At 52.7% G+C, this 14,646-nt stretch carries 13 protein-coding genes; 1 reads left to right on the plus strand and 12 read right to left on the minus strand.

The window, feature by feature from the left end; genetic code table 11:
• Positions 1-2: 2 nt before the first annotated feature.
• A complete protein-coding gene (gene yacG / locus HEM79_RS03305; RefSeq protein WP_000005033.1) occupies positions 3-200 on the plus strand; it encodes a DNA gyrase inhibitor YacG in 198 nt (65 codons plus the stop codon).
• A gap of 98 nt (positions 201-298) precedes the next feature.
• Here the strand turns inward: yacG and mutT are convergent, their stop codons facing one another.
• The 12 genes from mutT to murD all read right to left on the minus strand — a co-directional run bounded on the left by mutT (position 299) and on the right by murD (position 14,645).
• A complete protein-coding gene (gene mutT, locus HEM79_RS03310) occupies positions 299-688 on the minus strand; it encodes an 8-oxo-dGTP diphosphatase MutT (RefSeq protein ID WP_176241783.1) in 390 nt (129 codons plus the stop codon).
• 59 nt (positions 689-747) lie between these two features.
• The gene (gene secA / locus HEM79_RS03315; RefSeq protein ID WP_000905811.1) at positions 748-3,453 is read right to left on the minus strand and encodes a preprotein translocase subunit SecA; all 2,706 of its coding nucleotides are present in this window, start codon (positions 3,451-3,453) and stop codon (positions 748-750) included.
• 61 nt (positions 3,454-3,514) lie between these two features.
• The gene (gene secM, locus HEM79_RS03320; protein WP_000014328.1) at positions 3,515-4,027 is read right to left on the minus strand and encodes a secA translation cis-regulator SecM; all 513 of its coding nucleotides are present in this window, start codon (positions 4,025-4,027) and stop codon (positions 3,515-3,517) included.
• A gap of 230 nt (positions 4,028-4,257) precedes the next feature.
• The gene (gene lpxC / locus HEM79_RS03325) at positions 4,258-5,175 is read right to left on the minus strand and encodes a UDP-3-O-acyl-N-acetylglucosamine deacetylase (RefSeq protein ID WP_000595482.1); all 918 of its coding nucleotides are present in this window, start codon (positions 5,173-5,175) and stop codon (positions 4,258-4,260) included.
• Between the two features lie 100 nt (positions 5,176-5,275).
• Entirely contained in the window at positions 5,276-6,427 is a 1,152-nt protein-coding gene (gene ftsZ / locus HEM79_RS03330) for a cell division protein FtsZ (RefSeq protein WP_000462777.1), read from the minus strand.
• A 60-nt stretch (positions 6,428-6,487) separates the two neighbouring features.
• Positions 6,488-7,750, minus strand: coding sequence for a cell division protein FtsA (gene ftsA / locus HEM79_RS03335; protein ID WP_000588474.1), 1,263 nt, complete (start codon positions 7,748-7,750; stop codon positions 6,488-6,490).
• Complete coding sequence (ftsQ, locus tag HEM79_RS03340) at positions 7,747-8,577, minus strand: cell division protein FtsQ (RefSeq protein WP_000075731.1); 831 nt, start codon at positions 8,575-8,577, stop codon at positions 7,747-7,749. The genes ftsA and ftsQ overlap by 4 nt, the downstream gene beginning before the upstream one ends.
• A 1-nt stretch (position 8,578) precedes the next feature.
• On the minus strand, positions 8,579-9,499 hold the full coding sequence (gene ddlB / locus HEM79_RS03345; RefSeq protein ID WP_176241784.1) for a D-alanine--D-alanine ligase: 921 nt from the start codon (positions 9,497-9,499) through the stop codon (positions 8,579-8,581).
• Complete coding sequence (gene murC, locus HEM79_RS03350; protein WP_001096081.1) at positions 9,492-10,967, minus strand: UDP-N-acetylmuramate--L-alanine ligase; 1,476 nt, start codon at positions 10,965-10,967, stop codon at positions 9,492-9,494. The genes ddlB and murC overlap by 8 nt, the downstream gene beginning before the upstream one ends.
• Before the next feature lie 53 nt (positions 10,968-11,020).
• A complete protein-coding gene (gene murG, locus HEM79_RS03355; protein WP_021550195.1) occupies positions 11,021-12,088 on the minus strand; it encodes an undecaprenyldiphospho-muramoylpentapeptide beta-N-acetylglucosaminyltransferase in 1,068 nt (355 codons plus the stop codon).
• Positions 12,085-13,329 carry a cell division protein FtsW gene (gene ftsW / locus HEM79_RS03360; protein ID WP_010345404.1) on the minus strand — a complete coding sequence of 415 codons (1,245 nt, stop codon included), beginning with the start codon at positions 13,327-13,329 and terminating at the stop codon, positions 12,085-12,087. Before ftsW ends, murG begins: the two co-directional genes overlap by 4 nt.
• A complete protein-coding gene (gene murD / locus HEM79_RS03365; RefSeq protein WP_000796425.1) occupies positions 13,329-14,645 on the minus strand; it encodes a UDP-N-acetylmuramoyl-L-alanine--D-glutamate ligase in 1,317 nt (438 codons plus the stop codon). The genes ftsW and murD overlap by 1 nt, the downstream gene beginning before the upstream one ends.
• Position 14,646: the final 1 nt, after the last annotated feature.

A 14,646-nucleotide genomic window follows, 5' to 3' on the forward strand; every position in this document is an offset into this window, starting at 1 on the left:
CGATGTCAGAAACTATTACGGTGAATTGCCCAACCTGCGGGAAAACTGTGGTGTGGGGTGAAATCAGCCCGTTTCGGCCATTTTGTTGCAAACGTTGTCAGTTGATCGACCTCGGAGAATGGGCTGCTGAAGAAAAACGGATCCCCAGCAGCGGCGATCTTTCTGAGAGTGATGACTGGAGCGAAGAGCCAAAGCAGTAACATTTTGTCTGATGCCGCACGTAGGCCTGATAAGACGCGCCAGCGTCGCATCAGGCATCTTGTGCAAATGTCGGATGCGGCGTGACGCCTTATCCGACCTACAGACGCTTAAGCTTCGCAATTACCGGTTCATTGGCTGGAGGAAAATCATCGGCATTAAGACCGACTAGCGACATCCACTCACCGGGTTGCCCTTCTTTACCCCACGGCTCCCCTTCCCAGCTTTCGACCAGCCAGAACCACAGAGTGATATGCCTGTCCGGGAATTCATATTCCAGTTGTTCAAATAGCGAAAAATGTTGTGGGGTAATCCCGACTTCTTCCTGAAGTTCACGCACCACCGCTTGTTCCGGTGTTTCACCCATTTCAATTTTACCGCCAGGAAACTCCAGCTTATTCGCCATGTGCGCATCTGCGGCACGACGAGTAATAAAAATTTCGTTGTTTTTATTGCGAATGATACCCACCGCAATTTGCAGCTTTTTCATTGTCTTAAACCTATAAAAAAGGCGCAGAATCCTGCGCCTTTTATGTCAACTGTTAGCTTTTATTGCAGGCGACCATGGCACTGCTTATATTTTTTACCAGAACCGCACGGGCAAGGATCGTTACGTCCTACTTTGCGCTCGCCAGTTTGCGCCGCCAGCGCAGCTGCGGCTGCAGAGTCGTCATCCTGATGGCTAAGCTGCTGCATTTGCGCTAAACGCTCGGCTTCCATACGACGCTGTTGTTCCAGCTCTTCAACTTCTTCCGGCATACGCACCTGGACTTTGCTCAGCGTGCTGATAACTTCATATTTCAGCGATTCCAGCATCGCTGCAAACATGGAGAACGATTCACGTTTGTATTCCTGCTTCGGATCTTTCTGCGCATAGCCACGCAGGTGGATACCCTGACGCAGATAATCCATCGCCGCCAGGTGCTCTTTCCACAGGGAGTCGAGCGTTTGCAACATCACGCCTTTCTCGAAATGACGCATCATCTCAGCGCCGACCACTTCTTCTTTACGCTGATACACTTCAATGGATTGCGTCAGAATACGTTCACGCAACGTCTCTTCATGCAGTTCAGGCTCTTTGTCCAGCCACTCGGCAATTGGCAAATCGAGGTCGAAATCGTTTTTCAGACGTTCCTGCAGACCCGGAATATCCCACATTTCTTCCAGTGACTGTGGCGGAATGTAGGCATCGATGGTCGCTTTGAACACATCTTCACGAATGCTGTTGATGGTTTCGCTCACATCGCTGACATCCAGCAGTTCGTTACGCTGGGAGTAAATGGCGCGACGCTGGTCGTTAGCCACGTCATCATATTCCAGCAGTTGCTTACGAATATCGAAGTTACGGCTTTCAACTTTACGCTGGGCGTTAGCAATCGCTTTGGTCACCCACGGGTGCTCAATGGCTTCGCCTGGTTTCATCCCGAGTTTACGCATCATGCCGGAAACGCGATCAGAGGCGAAAATACGCATCAGCGCATCTTCCATCGACAGGTAGAAACGGGAAGAACCGGCATCCCCCTGACGACCAGAACGACCGCGCAGCTGGTTATCGATACGACGAGATTCGTGACGTTCGGTGCCGATGATATGCAGACCACCTGCCGCCAGTACCGCGTCGTGACGTACCTGCCAGTCGGCTTTGATTTTTTCAATTTGCTCTGCGGTCGGGTTTTCCAGCGCGGCAACTTCTGCCTGCCAGCTACCACCGAGCACAATGTCAGTACCACGACCCGCCATGTTGGTTGCGATAGTCACCGCAGCCGGATAACCTGCCTGAGCAACAATCGCCGCTTCGTTGGCGTGGAATTTGGCGTTCAGGACGTTGTGCTTAATACCGGCTTTGGTCAGTTCGTTTGACACCAGCTCCGATTTTTCGATGGAGATAGTACCCACCAGTACCGGCTGGCCTTTCGCAGTACGTTCTTTGATATCTTCAATGATCGCCTGAATTTTTTCCGCTTCAGTCATGTAGACCAGGTCTGGCAGATCTTTACGAATCATCGGACGGTTGGTCGGAACGACTACGGTATCCAGCTTGTAAATTGAGCTGAATTCGAATGCTTCGGTATCAGCAGTACCAGTCATCCCCGCCAGTTTTTCATACAGACGGAAGTAGTTCTGGAAGGTGATCGAAGCCAGCGTCTGGTTTTCGTTCTGGATCTGCACACCTTCTTTCGCTTCAACGGCCTGGTGCAGGCCATCGGACCAGCGACGCCCCTGCATGGTACGACCGGTGTGTTCGTCAACGATGATAACTTCGCCATCTTTAACGATGTAATCGACGTCGCGAGTAAACAGCGCATGTGCGCGCAGCGCCGCCGTTACGTGGTGCATCAGCATGATGTTGGCCGGAGAGTACAGCGACTCACCTTCCGCCATGATGCCTTCTTTCACCAGCAGTTCTTCAATAAGCACCAGACCACGTTCGGTCAGGTTCACCTGGCGAGATTTTTCATCAACCGAGAAGTGGCCTTCGCCCTGGAAGGTTTCTGAGTCTTCTTTTTCCTGACGGATCAGGTGCGGAATGATTTTGTTCACTCGCTTATACATTTCCGAGCTGTCTTCAGCCGGGCCGGAAATGATCAACGGCGTACGTGCTTCATCGATCAGGATGGAGTCCACTTCGTCCACCAGCGCATAGTGCAGTTTACGCTGTACTCGTTCTTCAGGGCTGAACGCCATGTTGTCGCGCAGATAGTCGAAGCCGTATTCGTTGTTCGTACCGTAAGTGATGTCAGCCGCATAGGCTTCACGCTTTGCCGGCGCAGGCATTCCCGGCAGGTTGACACCGACGGTCAGGCCGAGGAATTCAAACAGCGGACGGTTGTTTTCAGCGTCACGTTGCGCCAGATAGTCGTTGACGGTAACAACGTGCACACCTTTACCGGTTAATGCGTTCAGGTAAGCAGGCAGCGTTGCGGTCAGGGTTTTACCTTCACCAGTACGCATTTCCGCGATGCAACGTTCATTAAGAACCATACCGCCGAGCAACTGTACATCGAAGTGACGCATACCAAAGACGCGCTTACTTGCTTCACGCACGACTGCGAAGGCTTCCGGGATCAGATTTTCCAGCACTTCGCCTTTTTCCAGGCGCGCGCGAAACTCTGCGGTTTTTCCCTTCAACTCTTCGTCGGAGAGTTTTTCCATCTCCGGTTCCATGGCATTGATGACATTGACGACTTTGCGCATCCGGCGCAGGGTACGATCGTTACGACTACCGAAAACTTTAGTTAATAATTTGATTAGCATAATAAAATCTCAAACGCCCCGCGTTGCGGAGTTAATAAAATGAAGTAAAGGTTTATTGTTGTTAGCTGAAGCGTTGAGGGCCTGCACGGATGCCTTGCGCCAGGCTTATCCAGACGGGCGTGCTGAATGTTGTTTGCGGGGTAAAATGCGCATAATCAATGCGATAATCATTTTCAGACGGCGTGCCTTCCTGAGTCAGCAGCGCGCTGAGCGTATCCAGTAAAGCAAGATGTTGCGCCTGAAGAGGCAAAGATTCTTCGGCAACAGGCAGCGTTTGCGGCGCCATTGCAAAGGAAAGATGACGGATTACCGTGCGAATTGCGTGCTGATGCCAGTAATCAACGGAATAGTTTGAGTTCGGGCGACGCGTGTTCGCTTCCAGCAATGCCAACTGACTAAAGTTAACTTTGGCGGAAGGCTCGTGGTTGCGAGTTGTCGCTTTTGCAGGCGCGTTCGGCTCGGCGGCATTGCTGAGCGCAGGCAAACCTAAACTCGCCGCGACCATCCCTAATAAGAGATGCGGCCAGAAGTAGCGTTTACCAAACTGTCGCCAGCGCGTCAGTATTCCACTCACGTTATTGCCATCCCGATCGTATTCAAACGTATTTAGCGCACAAATCTTATCATTAAAGCCTGAAGTCCACAGCAGGAATGAAGATGAGTTGTGCGTAAAAGTGCTTAAGAAAACAGCGTTCGCACCGTTTCTTATCGCTCTTATAAAATTCAAAAAAAAACGACTGGTTCACCTGGCCGGAGAGAGTGCCAGATTTGCCAGTCGAATTTTATACGACAGTATAAATGTCGTTATGCCAGTACTGCTGAAGGCGCTTTGAAGGCCAACGGCAGTTCTGCGTCGTCCTGGAAGGTCACATATTCCCAGGCTTCCTGTTTTGCCAGGACAGCCTGCAACAATTTGTTATTCAGTGCATGACCGGATTTATAAGCGGTAAATGCACCAATAATGTTGTGACCGCACATGAACAAGTCACCGATCGCGTCGAGCATTTTGTGACGCACAAATTCGTCTTCAAAACGCAGACCGTCTTCGTTCAGTACGCGATAATCGTCAACAACGATGGCACAATCGAAACTGCCGCCCAGGCACAAACCACGAGACTGCAGGTATTCGATATCACGCATGAAACCGAACGTACGCGCACGGCTGATCTGGCGCATAAACGCATCAGCAGAGAAGTTCATCGCATAACGTTGATTGCTGGAATCGATAGCCGGATGGTTGAAATCGATGGTGAAATCCAGCGAAAAACCATTGTACGGCTTAAATTCAGCCCACTTATCGCCATCTTCGACACGAACAGTCTCTTTGATGCGAACAAATTTCTTGGCGCAGTTCAGCTCGTCGATACCAGCATCAAGCAGCAGGTAAACAAACGGAGCGGCACTACCGTCCATGATCGGGATTTCCGGTGCGTTAACTTCGATAACGATGTTATCGATGCCTAAGCCCGCGAGCGCAGCATTCAGGTGCTCAACGGTTGAAATCCGTACATCATGCTCGTTGACCAGACACGTACAGAGCATGGTATCACGCACAGATTTGGCATCGGCCGGAAAATCTACCGGTGGATTCAAGTCGGTGCGACGATAGATGACCCCGGTGTTGGCCGGCGCAGGGCGTAACGTCAGAGTGACTTTCTTGCCGGTATGTAAACCGACACCCGTCGCCTGAACGATACGTTTAAGTGTCCTTTGTTTGATCATCGTATTATCTCGCCAAATTACCTATCCAACCGAAGTGTACTATACATTCGGCAGGCCAGTTTAGCACAAAGAGCCTGGTAACCCAAATTCCAGCTTAATCTTAGTCAGCTTGCTTACGCAGGAAAGCAGGGATATCCAGATAATCCGGCTCTTTCGCGGTTTGCGGCGTATTGTCGTTCACCACTTTAGCTACCGGTTTCTGCTCTTGCGTCAGCGGTGCCATACCATGCTGCTGGTAACGATCCATCACCGGCTGCTGAACTTGTTTATTGGTCACCAGAGTGATTTCAGGACGTTTGTCCATGCCGATACCTGTTGCAACCACGGTTACACGCAGTTCGTCGTTCATATCCGGGTCAAGAGAAGTACCGATAACCACGGTTGCGTTATCCGAAGCAAATGCACGGATGGTGTTACCTACGGTTTCGAACTCATCCAGACGCAGGTCGAATCCCGCCGTGATGTTAACCAGCACGCCGCGCGCACCAGACAGGTCGATATCTTCCAGCAGCGGAGAAGAGATAGCCATTTCAGCCGCTTCTTCCGCACGATCTTCACCGCTCGCCACGCCAGAACCCATCATTGCGTAGCCCATTTCAGACATCACGGTACGTACGTCTGCAAAGTCCACGTTCATCAGACCCGGACGGGTAATCAGTTCGGCGATACCCTGAACTGCGCCTTTCAGCACATCGTTCGCGGCGCCAAACGCATCAAGCAGGGAGATACCGCGCCCCAGCACTTTCAGCAGTTTGTCGTTCGGGATGGTGATCAATGAGTCCACATGCTTGGACAATTCAGTGATCCCCTGCTCCGCGAAGGCCATACGCTTCTTGCCTTCAAAGTTGAAAGGCTTAGTCACGACGGCAACGGTCAGGATACCCAAATCTTTTGCCACTTCAGCAACGACCGGCGCAGCACCTGTACCAGTACCCCCCCCCATACCTGCTGCAATAAATACCATGTCTGCACCTTCCAGCGCCGCACGCAGTGCATCGCGATCCTCATCAGCCGCATTACGGCCAACTTCTGGATTAGCGCCAGCTCCCAGTCCTTTGGTGATACCACTACCGATCTGAATCGTCTGCCCAACCGCCGTTTTACGCAGCGCCTGTGCATCGGTATTTACCGCGAAAAATTCAACACCTTCAATGCGCTCACGCACCATGTGCTCAACAGCATTACCGCCGCCGCCGCCGACGCCGATGACTTTAATCACCGCGTCGTTGGTAAGTTCCATTGGTTCAAACATAGTTTCTCTCCGATATGTGCCTGTCGCCTGAGGCCGTAATCACCGTCGACCTCATAAAAATTAAAACTCTTTTCGCAGCCAACTATTGAGTCGCTTGATCCACGAGCCAACTGATGCTGTAACACGTTTTTCTACTTCCGCTTCACCGTTAAGATGTGACTCTTTCCCGTAGTGAAGCAATCCCACAGCCGTCGAGTAATACGGCTCCTGAGCATAATCAGTTAAACCGGTGATATTCAGCGGCGCGCCAATACGCACCTGCGTATGAAACACGCGCTGAGCGCAGGCGGCAAGTCCTTCGATCTGCGCCGCGCCACCGGTTAATACAATGCCCGCCGCCAGGTGATGTTTCACGCCTTGTTGGCGAAGCTTTTCCTGCAGCTGCAATATCTCTTCGTTGACCAGGTTGAGCAACTCGGTATACCGTGGCTCAATCACCTCCGCCAGCGTCTGACGTTGCAGACTACGCGGTGGTCGCCCACCTACGCTCGGCACTTCCACGCTCTCATCTTTACCGACGATGGAACCCAACGCGCAGCCATGGCGAACTTTAATCGCTTCGGCGTCGCTTGGCGGCGTGCCAAAGGCATAGGCAATGTCGCTGGTCACCACATTGCCAGCATAAGGAATTACCTTGGTGTGGCGCAATGCCCCACCGGTATAAACGGCGATATCCATTGTACCACCACCGATATCGACGACGCAGACTCCCAATTCACGTTCGTCTTCCGTCAATACCGAATAACTTGATGCCAGTCCGGCAAATATCAGTTGGTCAACTTTCAGCCCACAACGTTCAACCGCTTTGACGATGTTTTTCGCCATATCGTTGTGACATGTGATCAGGTGCACTTTTGCCTGCATTCGCACGCCCGAAAGTCCTACCGGATTTTTGATCCCTTCCTGATAGTCAATGGCATACTCTTGCGGGATCACATGCAGCACACGATGCTCATCACGCACACGCACCGATTTCGCAGTATGGACGACGTTTTCCACATCTTCTTGCGTCACTTCTTCTTCAGAAATGGGCACCATACCAATTTCATTCTGGCAGCTGATGTGCTTACCAGAAAGAGCCAGATATACCGAAGAGATCTGGCAATCAGCCATCAATTCTGCCTGGTCAATAGCGCGTTGTACGCATTTGACCACAGATTCGAGGTCGTTAACCCCGCCTTTATCCATACCACGTGACGGGCAGCTGCCCACACCAATGATATTGACCATACCGTCGGGCAGAACTTCCCCTACTAAAGCGGCAACCTTCGCGGTGCCGATCTCCAGTCCTACTACCAGTTTTCTGTCCGTCGCCTTGATCATTGTTGTTCTGCCTGTGCCTGATTTTGTTGCTGAGTAGATTCCTCCGGCGGCAAGGGCGCCCAGCCTACTGCCGCTCCAGAGTCATAACGCAAATCAACGTAGCTAATCCGTTTGCCATCGGTTTGCGCCTGCTGCTGTAAAACCGGATAAAGTTCTACAAAGCGAGCCAAACGTTTCATCGTATCGCCCCGGCCAAGGTTGAGCTTAATATCGTTATTCAGCGTCAACTGCCAGGAACGCCGCGCGGTCATTGCCGCTTCCTTCAGAGTAAATCTGTCCTTTGCCAGCATTTGCCCCATTTCGCGATAACCCTGCAACACTTCATTGGCGCTGCCTTCCGGGCCATACAACATCGGGAGCACCTGCTTGCTGGTGCGATCTGGCGGCACGCTGAAGGTGTTTCCTTCGGCGTCTACCATATGTTGATCATTCCACCGCGCAATCGGCACATATTCAACCAGATGAATCTTCAATTCATCAGGCCACTGCTTTCTGACGCTCACCTGCTTAATCCACGGCAGGCGTTGTTCAATTTGCGTCTGGATGATGTTGACATCCTGAGTCATAAAAGTACCCGGCTCACCCAATGCCAGGATCGACTGCCGGATATCGTCATTACGCGTGTAATGGCGTTCACCGGTCAACACCAGCTTTGAGAGCGGCAGGCGTTGCGCATCTTCCATCCAGCCCAACACGACCCAGCCGCTCACCAACACAGTCGTTAAAACCGTCAGCAGGAAAAGTATCCCCGCCAGACGCGTTCCATTATTGCGGTGAGAAGAAATTTCTTCTTCACTGTTTCGCGTGTTCAGAGCAGCCTGCGACATATTAGTCCGCCAGTTCCAGAATTCGTACTACCAACTGCGAGAAGCTTAAGCCTGCCTGACGTGCCGCCATCGGCACCAGACTGTGGCTGGTCATACCCGGAGAGGTATTGGCTTCCAGCAGATAAAACTGTCCATCGCTGTCCAGCATGACATCAATACGCCCCCATCCTTTGCAACCTAAAGTCGTCCATGCTTTCAGCACTAATGCCTGCAAATTGGCCTCTTGTGCCGCTTCTAAACCTGCGGGGCAGAAATACTGTGTCTCATCAGAGAGATACTTCGCCTCATAATCATAGAAGGTTCCGGCGGGTTGAATACGTATTGACGGTAAAATTTCTTCACCGAGTATCGCAACCGTGAACTCCGGCCCACTTAACCATTTTTCAATCAATACTTCTTCATCGTGCTGAAATGCCAATCTTAATGCATCTTGTAGAGCATTTTCTGCTACTACTTTTGACATTCCCACGCTGGAACCTTCGCGGCTCGGCTTAACGATAAGCGGCAAACCTAAGGCAGAAATTTCTGCTAACTGCTTATCGCTAAGGCCTTTTTCAAACTCTGCGCGGGTTAACGCCACCCACGGAGCGACCGGTAAACCGGCACCTTGCCACAGCAGTTTGCTGCGTAGTTTATCCATTGAAAGCGCAGATGCCATCACTCCGCTGCCGGTATAAGGCAGTCCCATCAGCTCAAGCATCCCCTGCAATGTGCCGTCTTCACCGCCGCGCCCGTGCAGAGCGATAAATACTTTCTGAAATCCCATCGATTTCAGTTGCGTCACGTCAACTTCTTTCGGGTCAACAGGATGTGCATCGACGCCGCCTTCGCGCAGCCCGGCTAACACAGCAGCGCCAGAATTCAGAGAAACTTCCCGCTCTGCGGAGGTTCCGCCCAACAGAACCGCGATTTTATCAGTCATGTTGTTCTTCCTCCGGAGTTTGCGGCTTCAGTTTGATTTCAGCTAAAGAACGGGCAATTTTTCCAATATTACCCGCACCCTGCACGAGAATCAGGTCGTTACCGGTTAATACTGGTGCTAACATCTCGGCTACCTGCGCCGGATCTGGCACCAGAATAGGATCAATTTTCCCACGTCCACGAATCGTGCGGCACAGCGAACGGCTATCCGCTCCCGGAATCGGTGCTTCACCTGCCGGATAAACTTCCAGCATCAACAGGGTATCAACCTGAGTCAGTACATTGGCGAAATCGTCATACAGGTCGCGAGTACGGGTAAAACGGTGCGGCTGAAACAGCATTACCAGGTTTTTATCCGGCCAGCCTGCACGAGCCGCCTTTATGGTGGCGTCCACTTCGGTCGGATGGTGACCGTAGTCATCAACCAGCATTGCTGTACCGCTTTTACCGTTGACCGGCTCCAGCGGGAATTCACCGAGAAAATCGAAGCGACGACCGGTTCCCTGGAAGCTCTCCAGCGCACGCAGAATAGCATCGTCGTCAATCCCCTCTTCCGTAGCAACCGCAACCGCAGCCGCCGCGTTCAGCGCATTATGACGACCAGGCGCGTTCAGGGTAACGCGCATCGGCTCTTTGTCCTGGCGCAGCAACGTAAAATGCCCCTGCGGGCCAATCTGCTGATAATCTTCTACACGCACATCGGCATCTTCGCTGAAGCCGTAAGTCGTGATCTGACGCCCCACGCGCGGTAACAATTCGCGGATCACCGGATCGTCAACACACATTACCGCACGACCGTAAAACGGCAGGTTGTGCAGAAAATTAATAAAGGTCTGTTTTAAATTCTCAAAGTCGCCCTGGTAGGTATCCATATGGTCGGCTTCGATATTGGTGACAATCGCCACCATGGGTTGCAGATGCAGGAACGATGCATCGCTCTCATCTGCTTCGGCAATCAAATAGCGACCATGACCTAAGCGCGCATGAACGCCAGCCGCTTTTACCAGCCCACCGTTAACGAAAGTTGGATCGAGACCCGCTTCCGCATAGATGCTGGAAACCATCGCGGTGGTTGTCGTTTTGCCATGCGTTCCGGCAATGGCGATGCCATGACGAAAACGCATTAACTCAGCCAGCATTTCCGCGCGACGGATCACCGGGATACGCGCTTCATGAGCGGCAACAATCTCAGGGTTGTCGGCAGAAATTGCACTGGAAACAACGACCACGCTGGCGTCGCGCACGTTTTCCGGGCGATGGTTGAAGTAAATCGTCGCCCCCAGATTCATTAACTGCTGCGTGACCGGATTTGGCGCTAAATCTGAACCACTGATCTGATACCCTTCATTGGCCAGAACTTCGGCAATACCGCCCATACCGGCACCACCGATGCCGACAAAGTGAATGTGCCGAACGCGACGCATTTCGGGCACGATGTAACGCAGTTTTGCCAATTGTTGTGTATTCATTCTTTACGCCATTAACTTCTCAAATTCATGCGATGCAAAAGGCATCGCCACAATTACGCCCGGGCAGCCTGGCTCACTTCATTTGCCACTCGCTCGGTGGCATCCGGGATGGATGCAGCACGGGCGCGTTCTGCCATGGTTAATAAGGTTTCTCGCGACCACCCGGCCAGGGTGTTGGCGACAGCATCCACGGTAAGCTGTGGCTGCTCGATAATTTTGGCTGCGCCCGCTTTTTCCAGCGGTAACGCATTCCAGTATTGCTGGCGGTCTTTATGCTGAAACGGCACAAACAATGCTGGTAACCCCGCCGCAGCGATTTCACTCACCGTCAACGCACCGGAGCGGCAAACGACGACATCCGCCCACGCATACGCCGCTGCCATATCATCAATAAATTCCGTCACTTTATGCTGCGGTTGCCCCGCTTCGGCATACGCCTGTTCAACGGATTGTTGCGAACCTTTGCCACTCTGATGCCAGATAGTGACTGAATCGCCCAGCTTTGCTGCAACCTGCGGCATTGTCTGGTTAAGAATGCGTGCGCCCTGAGAACCACCCACTACCAACACACGAACCGGACCTTCACGTCCAGCCAGACGTTGCTGCGGCAACGGCAGCGCCAGCACATCGGTACGAACAGGATTACCCACCACTTCCGCATCAGGGAAAGCGCCTGGAAACGCCTGCATCACTTTGGTCGCAATCTTCGCCAGCCATTTATTGGTTAAGCCCGCAATACCGTTTTGTTCATGAAGTACAACAGGAATGCCTAACGACCACGCTGCCAGACCTCCTGGGCCTGAAACGTAGCCGCCCATACCGAGCACCACATCAGGTTTATACGCTTTCATAATCGCCCGCGCCTGACGCCAGGCGTTAAAGATACGCAACGGAGCTGCAAGTAACGCTTTAATACCCTTGCCGCGCAAACCAGAGATACGAATAAAATCGATCTCGATACCGTGCTTCGGCACTAAGTCCGCTTCCATACGATCGGCAGTACCCAGCCAGCGAACTTGCCACCCCTGGGTCATTAAATGATGCGCAACCGCAAGCCCCGGGAACACATGTCCGCCAGTACCGCCTGCCATCACCATTAATCGCTTCCCTTGACCACTCATCGTGAACCTCGTACAAACGCCTGCGCTTTCTCCAGACGCGTTTCATAATCAATACGCAACAGCATCATGATGGCTGTCGACATAATCAGTAAGCTCGAACCACCGTAACTGATGAGCGGCAATGTCAAACCTTTGGTCGGTAACATCCCCGCCGCTGCACCTACGTTAACCAGCGCCTGGAAACTAAACCAGATGCCAATTGAACAGGCGAGAAAACCGGAAAAACGATGGTCAATTTCTAACGCTTTACGACCAATCGACATCGCGCGAAAAGCGACGAAGAATACCATTAAAAGCGCCAGCACCACACCGATATACCCCAGTTCTTCGCCGATAATGGCGAAAATAAAGTCAGTGTGCGCTTCCGGCAGATACTCCAGTTTTTGTACCGAGTTACCTAAACCTTGCCCCCACAGTTCACCGCGACCAAACGCCATCAACGATTGCGTCAGCTGATAGCCACTGCCGAAGGGATCTTCCCACGGGTTCCAGAATGCGGTAACACGACGAATACGGTACGGCTCGGCGAGGATCAGCAGCACAACCGCTGAAATCCCCATGCCAATAATGGCGATGAACTGCCACAATTTCGCCCCAGCCAGGAACAGCATCGCCAGCGTAGTCACAAACAACACCACCACCGTACCAAGGTCAGGCTGTGCCAGCAGCAACACGGCCAACACCAGAATCACGCCCATCGGTTTCAGGAAGCCGCGCAGGTTGTTACGCACTTCATCGCCTTTGCGCACCAGATAGTTGGCGATATAGCAAAACAGCGACAGCTTGGTCAGTTCGGCTGGCTGGATACGCAGCAAGCCAAGATCGATCCAACGCGATGCCCCTTTAACCGAGCTACCCACCACCAGCACGATCATCAACAGGATGATTGATCCGAGCAGCATCGTAGCACTGTAGCGTTGCCAGAACTCCATCGGCAGACGCAGCGTAATGATCGCCAGAATGAACGCCAGGATCAGATAGACGCCATCACGCTTCGCGAAGAAGAACGGATCGTTGGTTAAGCGTTGCCCTATGGGCATTGACGCCGAGGTCACCATGATAAAGCCAATCGCCGCGAGGCCGAAGGTCAGCCACAGCAAGGTGCGATCGTACATGATCAGGCTGTCGGTATCTTTTTCCCGCGAGCCCATCACCCAGCCCTTTAGCGCCGTGGAGATCCAGACCAGGATACTGAATCCCGGCAGGCGCGGCATTTTCAGGCGAGGGAGAGATAAACGCATCAACCTAACTCCTTCGCCAGACGGGCAAACTCATTGCCTCGTTGTTCAAAGTTCTTGAACTGATCAAGGCTGGCACAGGCCGGGGAGAGCAGAACCATATCTCCCGGCTGAACACGCGGAGCCAGCAAGCGCATCGCCTGTTCCATAGTTTCGGTTTGCTCTGCCACTTCCGGGCGTAACGCCGCCAACTGTGCGCCATCACGACCGAAACAATACAGACGCACGTTATCGCCATTCAGATAGCGCGCCAGTGGGCTGAAGTCTGCCGATTTACCATCGCCGCCCAGCAACAAATGCAGCGTGCCGTCTACGTGCAGGCCATTCAGCGCCGCTTCGGTACTGCCGACGTTGGTCGCTTTCGAATCGTTAATCCAGCGCACACCGTTATGCTCCAGCACCACTTCAAAGCGATGCGGCAGACCGGTAAACGTGGTTAACGCTTTCAGGCTGCTGGCACGCGGTAAACCTGCGGCATCAGCCAGCGCCAGTGCAGCCAGCGCATTGGTGTAGTTATGCTGCCCGGAAAGTTTCATCTCTTTCACGTTCAACACTTTCTCGCCTTTCACCCGCAGCCAGGTTTCACCCTGCTGATGGTTCAGGTGATAGTCACCCATATTGACGCCGAAGCTGACGCAACGTTCATCCGCACCGCGAATCGGCATCGTTAAGGCATCATCGGCATTAACCACGCAAACTTTTGCGTTTTCGTAAATACGCAGTTTTGCCGCACGATACTGCTGTAAACCAAATGGATAGCGATCCATATGATCTTCAGTCACGTTCAGAATCGTCGCCGCCACCGCCTGTAAGCTGGATGTCGTTTCCAGCTGGAAGCTTGACAGTTCCAGCACATACAGCTCGCACTCAGCATCCAGCAGCATCAATGCTGGCAGGCCAATGTTGCCACCCACGCCAACGTTAACGCCTGCTGCTTTCGCCATTTCCCCCACTAAGGTGGTGACAGTGCTTTTGCCGTTAGAACCGGTGATCGCCACGACAGGCGCTTGTGCTTCGCGGCAGAACAGCTCGATATCGCCAACAATTTCAATTCCGGCATCGGCAGCGGCGCTTAAGGAAGGATGCGCCAGCGCAATACCGGGGCTGGCGACAATCAGATCTGCCGCCATCAGCCATTCATCATTGAGACCGCCAGTATGGCGCTCCACCGCTTCGGGTAATTTATCCAGGCCAGGCGGTGTCATACGCGTATCCATTACGCGCGGCGTCACGCCGCGAGCAAGGAAAAAGTCCACGCAAGAAAGCCCGGTGAGGCCCAGGCCGATAATGACGACATTTTTACCCAGGTAATCAGCCATG

Source organism: Escherichia sp. 93.0816, assembly GCF_013368855.2.
Taxonomy (GTDB): Bacteria; Pseudomonadota; Gammaproteobacteria; order Enterobacterales; family Enterobacteriaceae; genus Escherichia; species Escherichia ruysiae.

What these genes read in the sequence shown, in the direction of transcription:
- murG (WP_021550195.1), bottom strand. Translation starts at nt 12,088, where the DNA reads ATGAGTGGTCAAGGGAAGCGATTAATGGTGATGGCAGGCGGTACTGGC.
- lpxC (WP_000595482.1), bottom strand. Translation starts at nt 5,175, where the DNA reads ATGATCAAACAAAGGACACTTAAACGTATCGTTCAGGCGACGGGTGTC.
- ftsA (WP_000588474.1), bottom strand. Translation starts at nt 7,750, where the DNA reads ATGATCAAGGCGACGGACAGAAAACTGGTAGTAGGACTGGAGATCGGC.
- ftsZ (WP_000462777.1), bottom strand. Translation starts at nt 6,427, where the DNA reads ATGTTTGAACCAATGGAACTTACCAACGACGCGGTGATTAAAGTCATC.
- yacG (WP_000005033.1), top strand. Translation starts at nt 3, where the DNA reads ATGTCAGAAACTATTACGGTGAATTGCCCAACCTGCGGGAAAACTGTG.
- secA (WP_000905811.1), bottom strand. Translation starts at nt 3,453, where the DNA reads ATGCTAATCAAATTATTAACTAAAGTTTTCGGTAGTCGTAACGATCGT.
- murD (WP_000796425.1), bottom strand. Translation starts at nt 14,645, where the DNA reads ATGGCTGATTACCTGGGTAAAAATGTCGTCATTATCGGCCTGGGCCTC.
- ftsQ (WP_000075731.1), bottom strand. Translation starts at nt 8,577, where the DNA reads ATGTCGCAGGCTGCTCTGAACACGCGAAACAGTGAAGAAGAAATTTCT.
- ftsW (WP_010345404.1), bottom strand. Translation starts at nt 13,329, where the DNA reads ATGCGTTTATCTCTCCCTCGCCTGAAAATGCCGCGCCTGCCGGGATTC.
- mutT (WP_176241783.1), bottom strand. Translation starts at nt 688, where the DNA reads ATGAAAAAGCTGCAAATTGCGGTGGGTATCATTCGCAATAAAAACAAC.
- murC (WP_001096081.1), bottom strand. Translation starts at nt 10,967, where the DNA reads ATGAATACACAACAATTGGCAAAACTGCGTTACATCGTGCCCGAAATG.
- ddlB (WP_176241784.1), bottom strand. Translation starts at nt 9,499, where the DNA reads ATGACTGATAAAATCGCGGTTCTGTTGGGCGGAACCTCCGCAGAGCGG.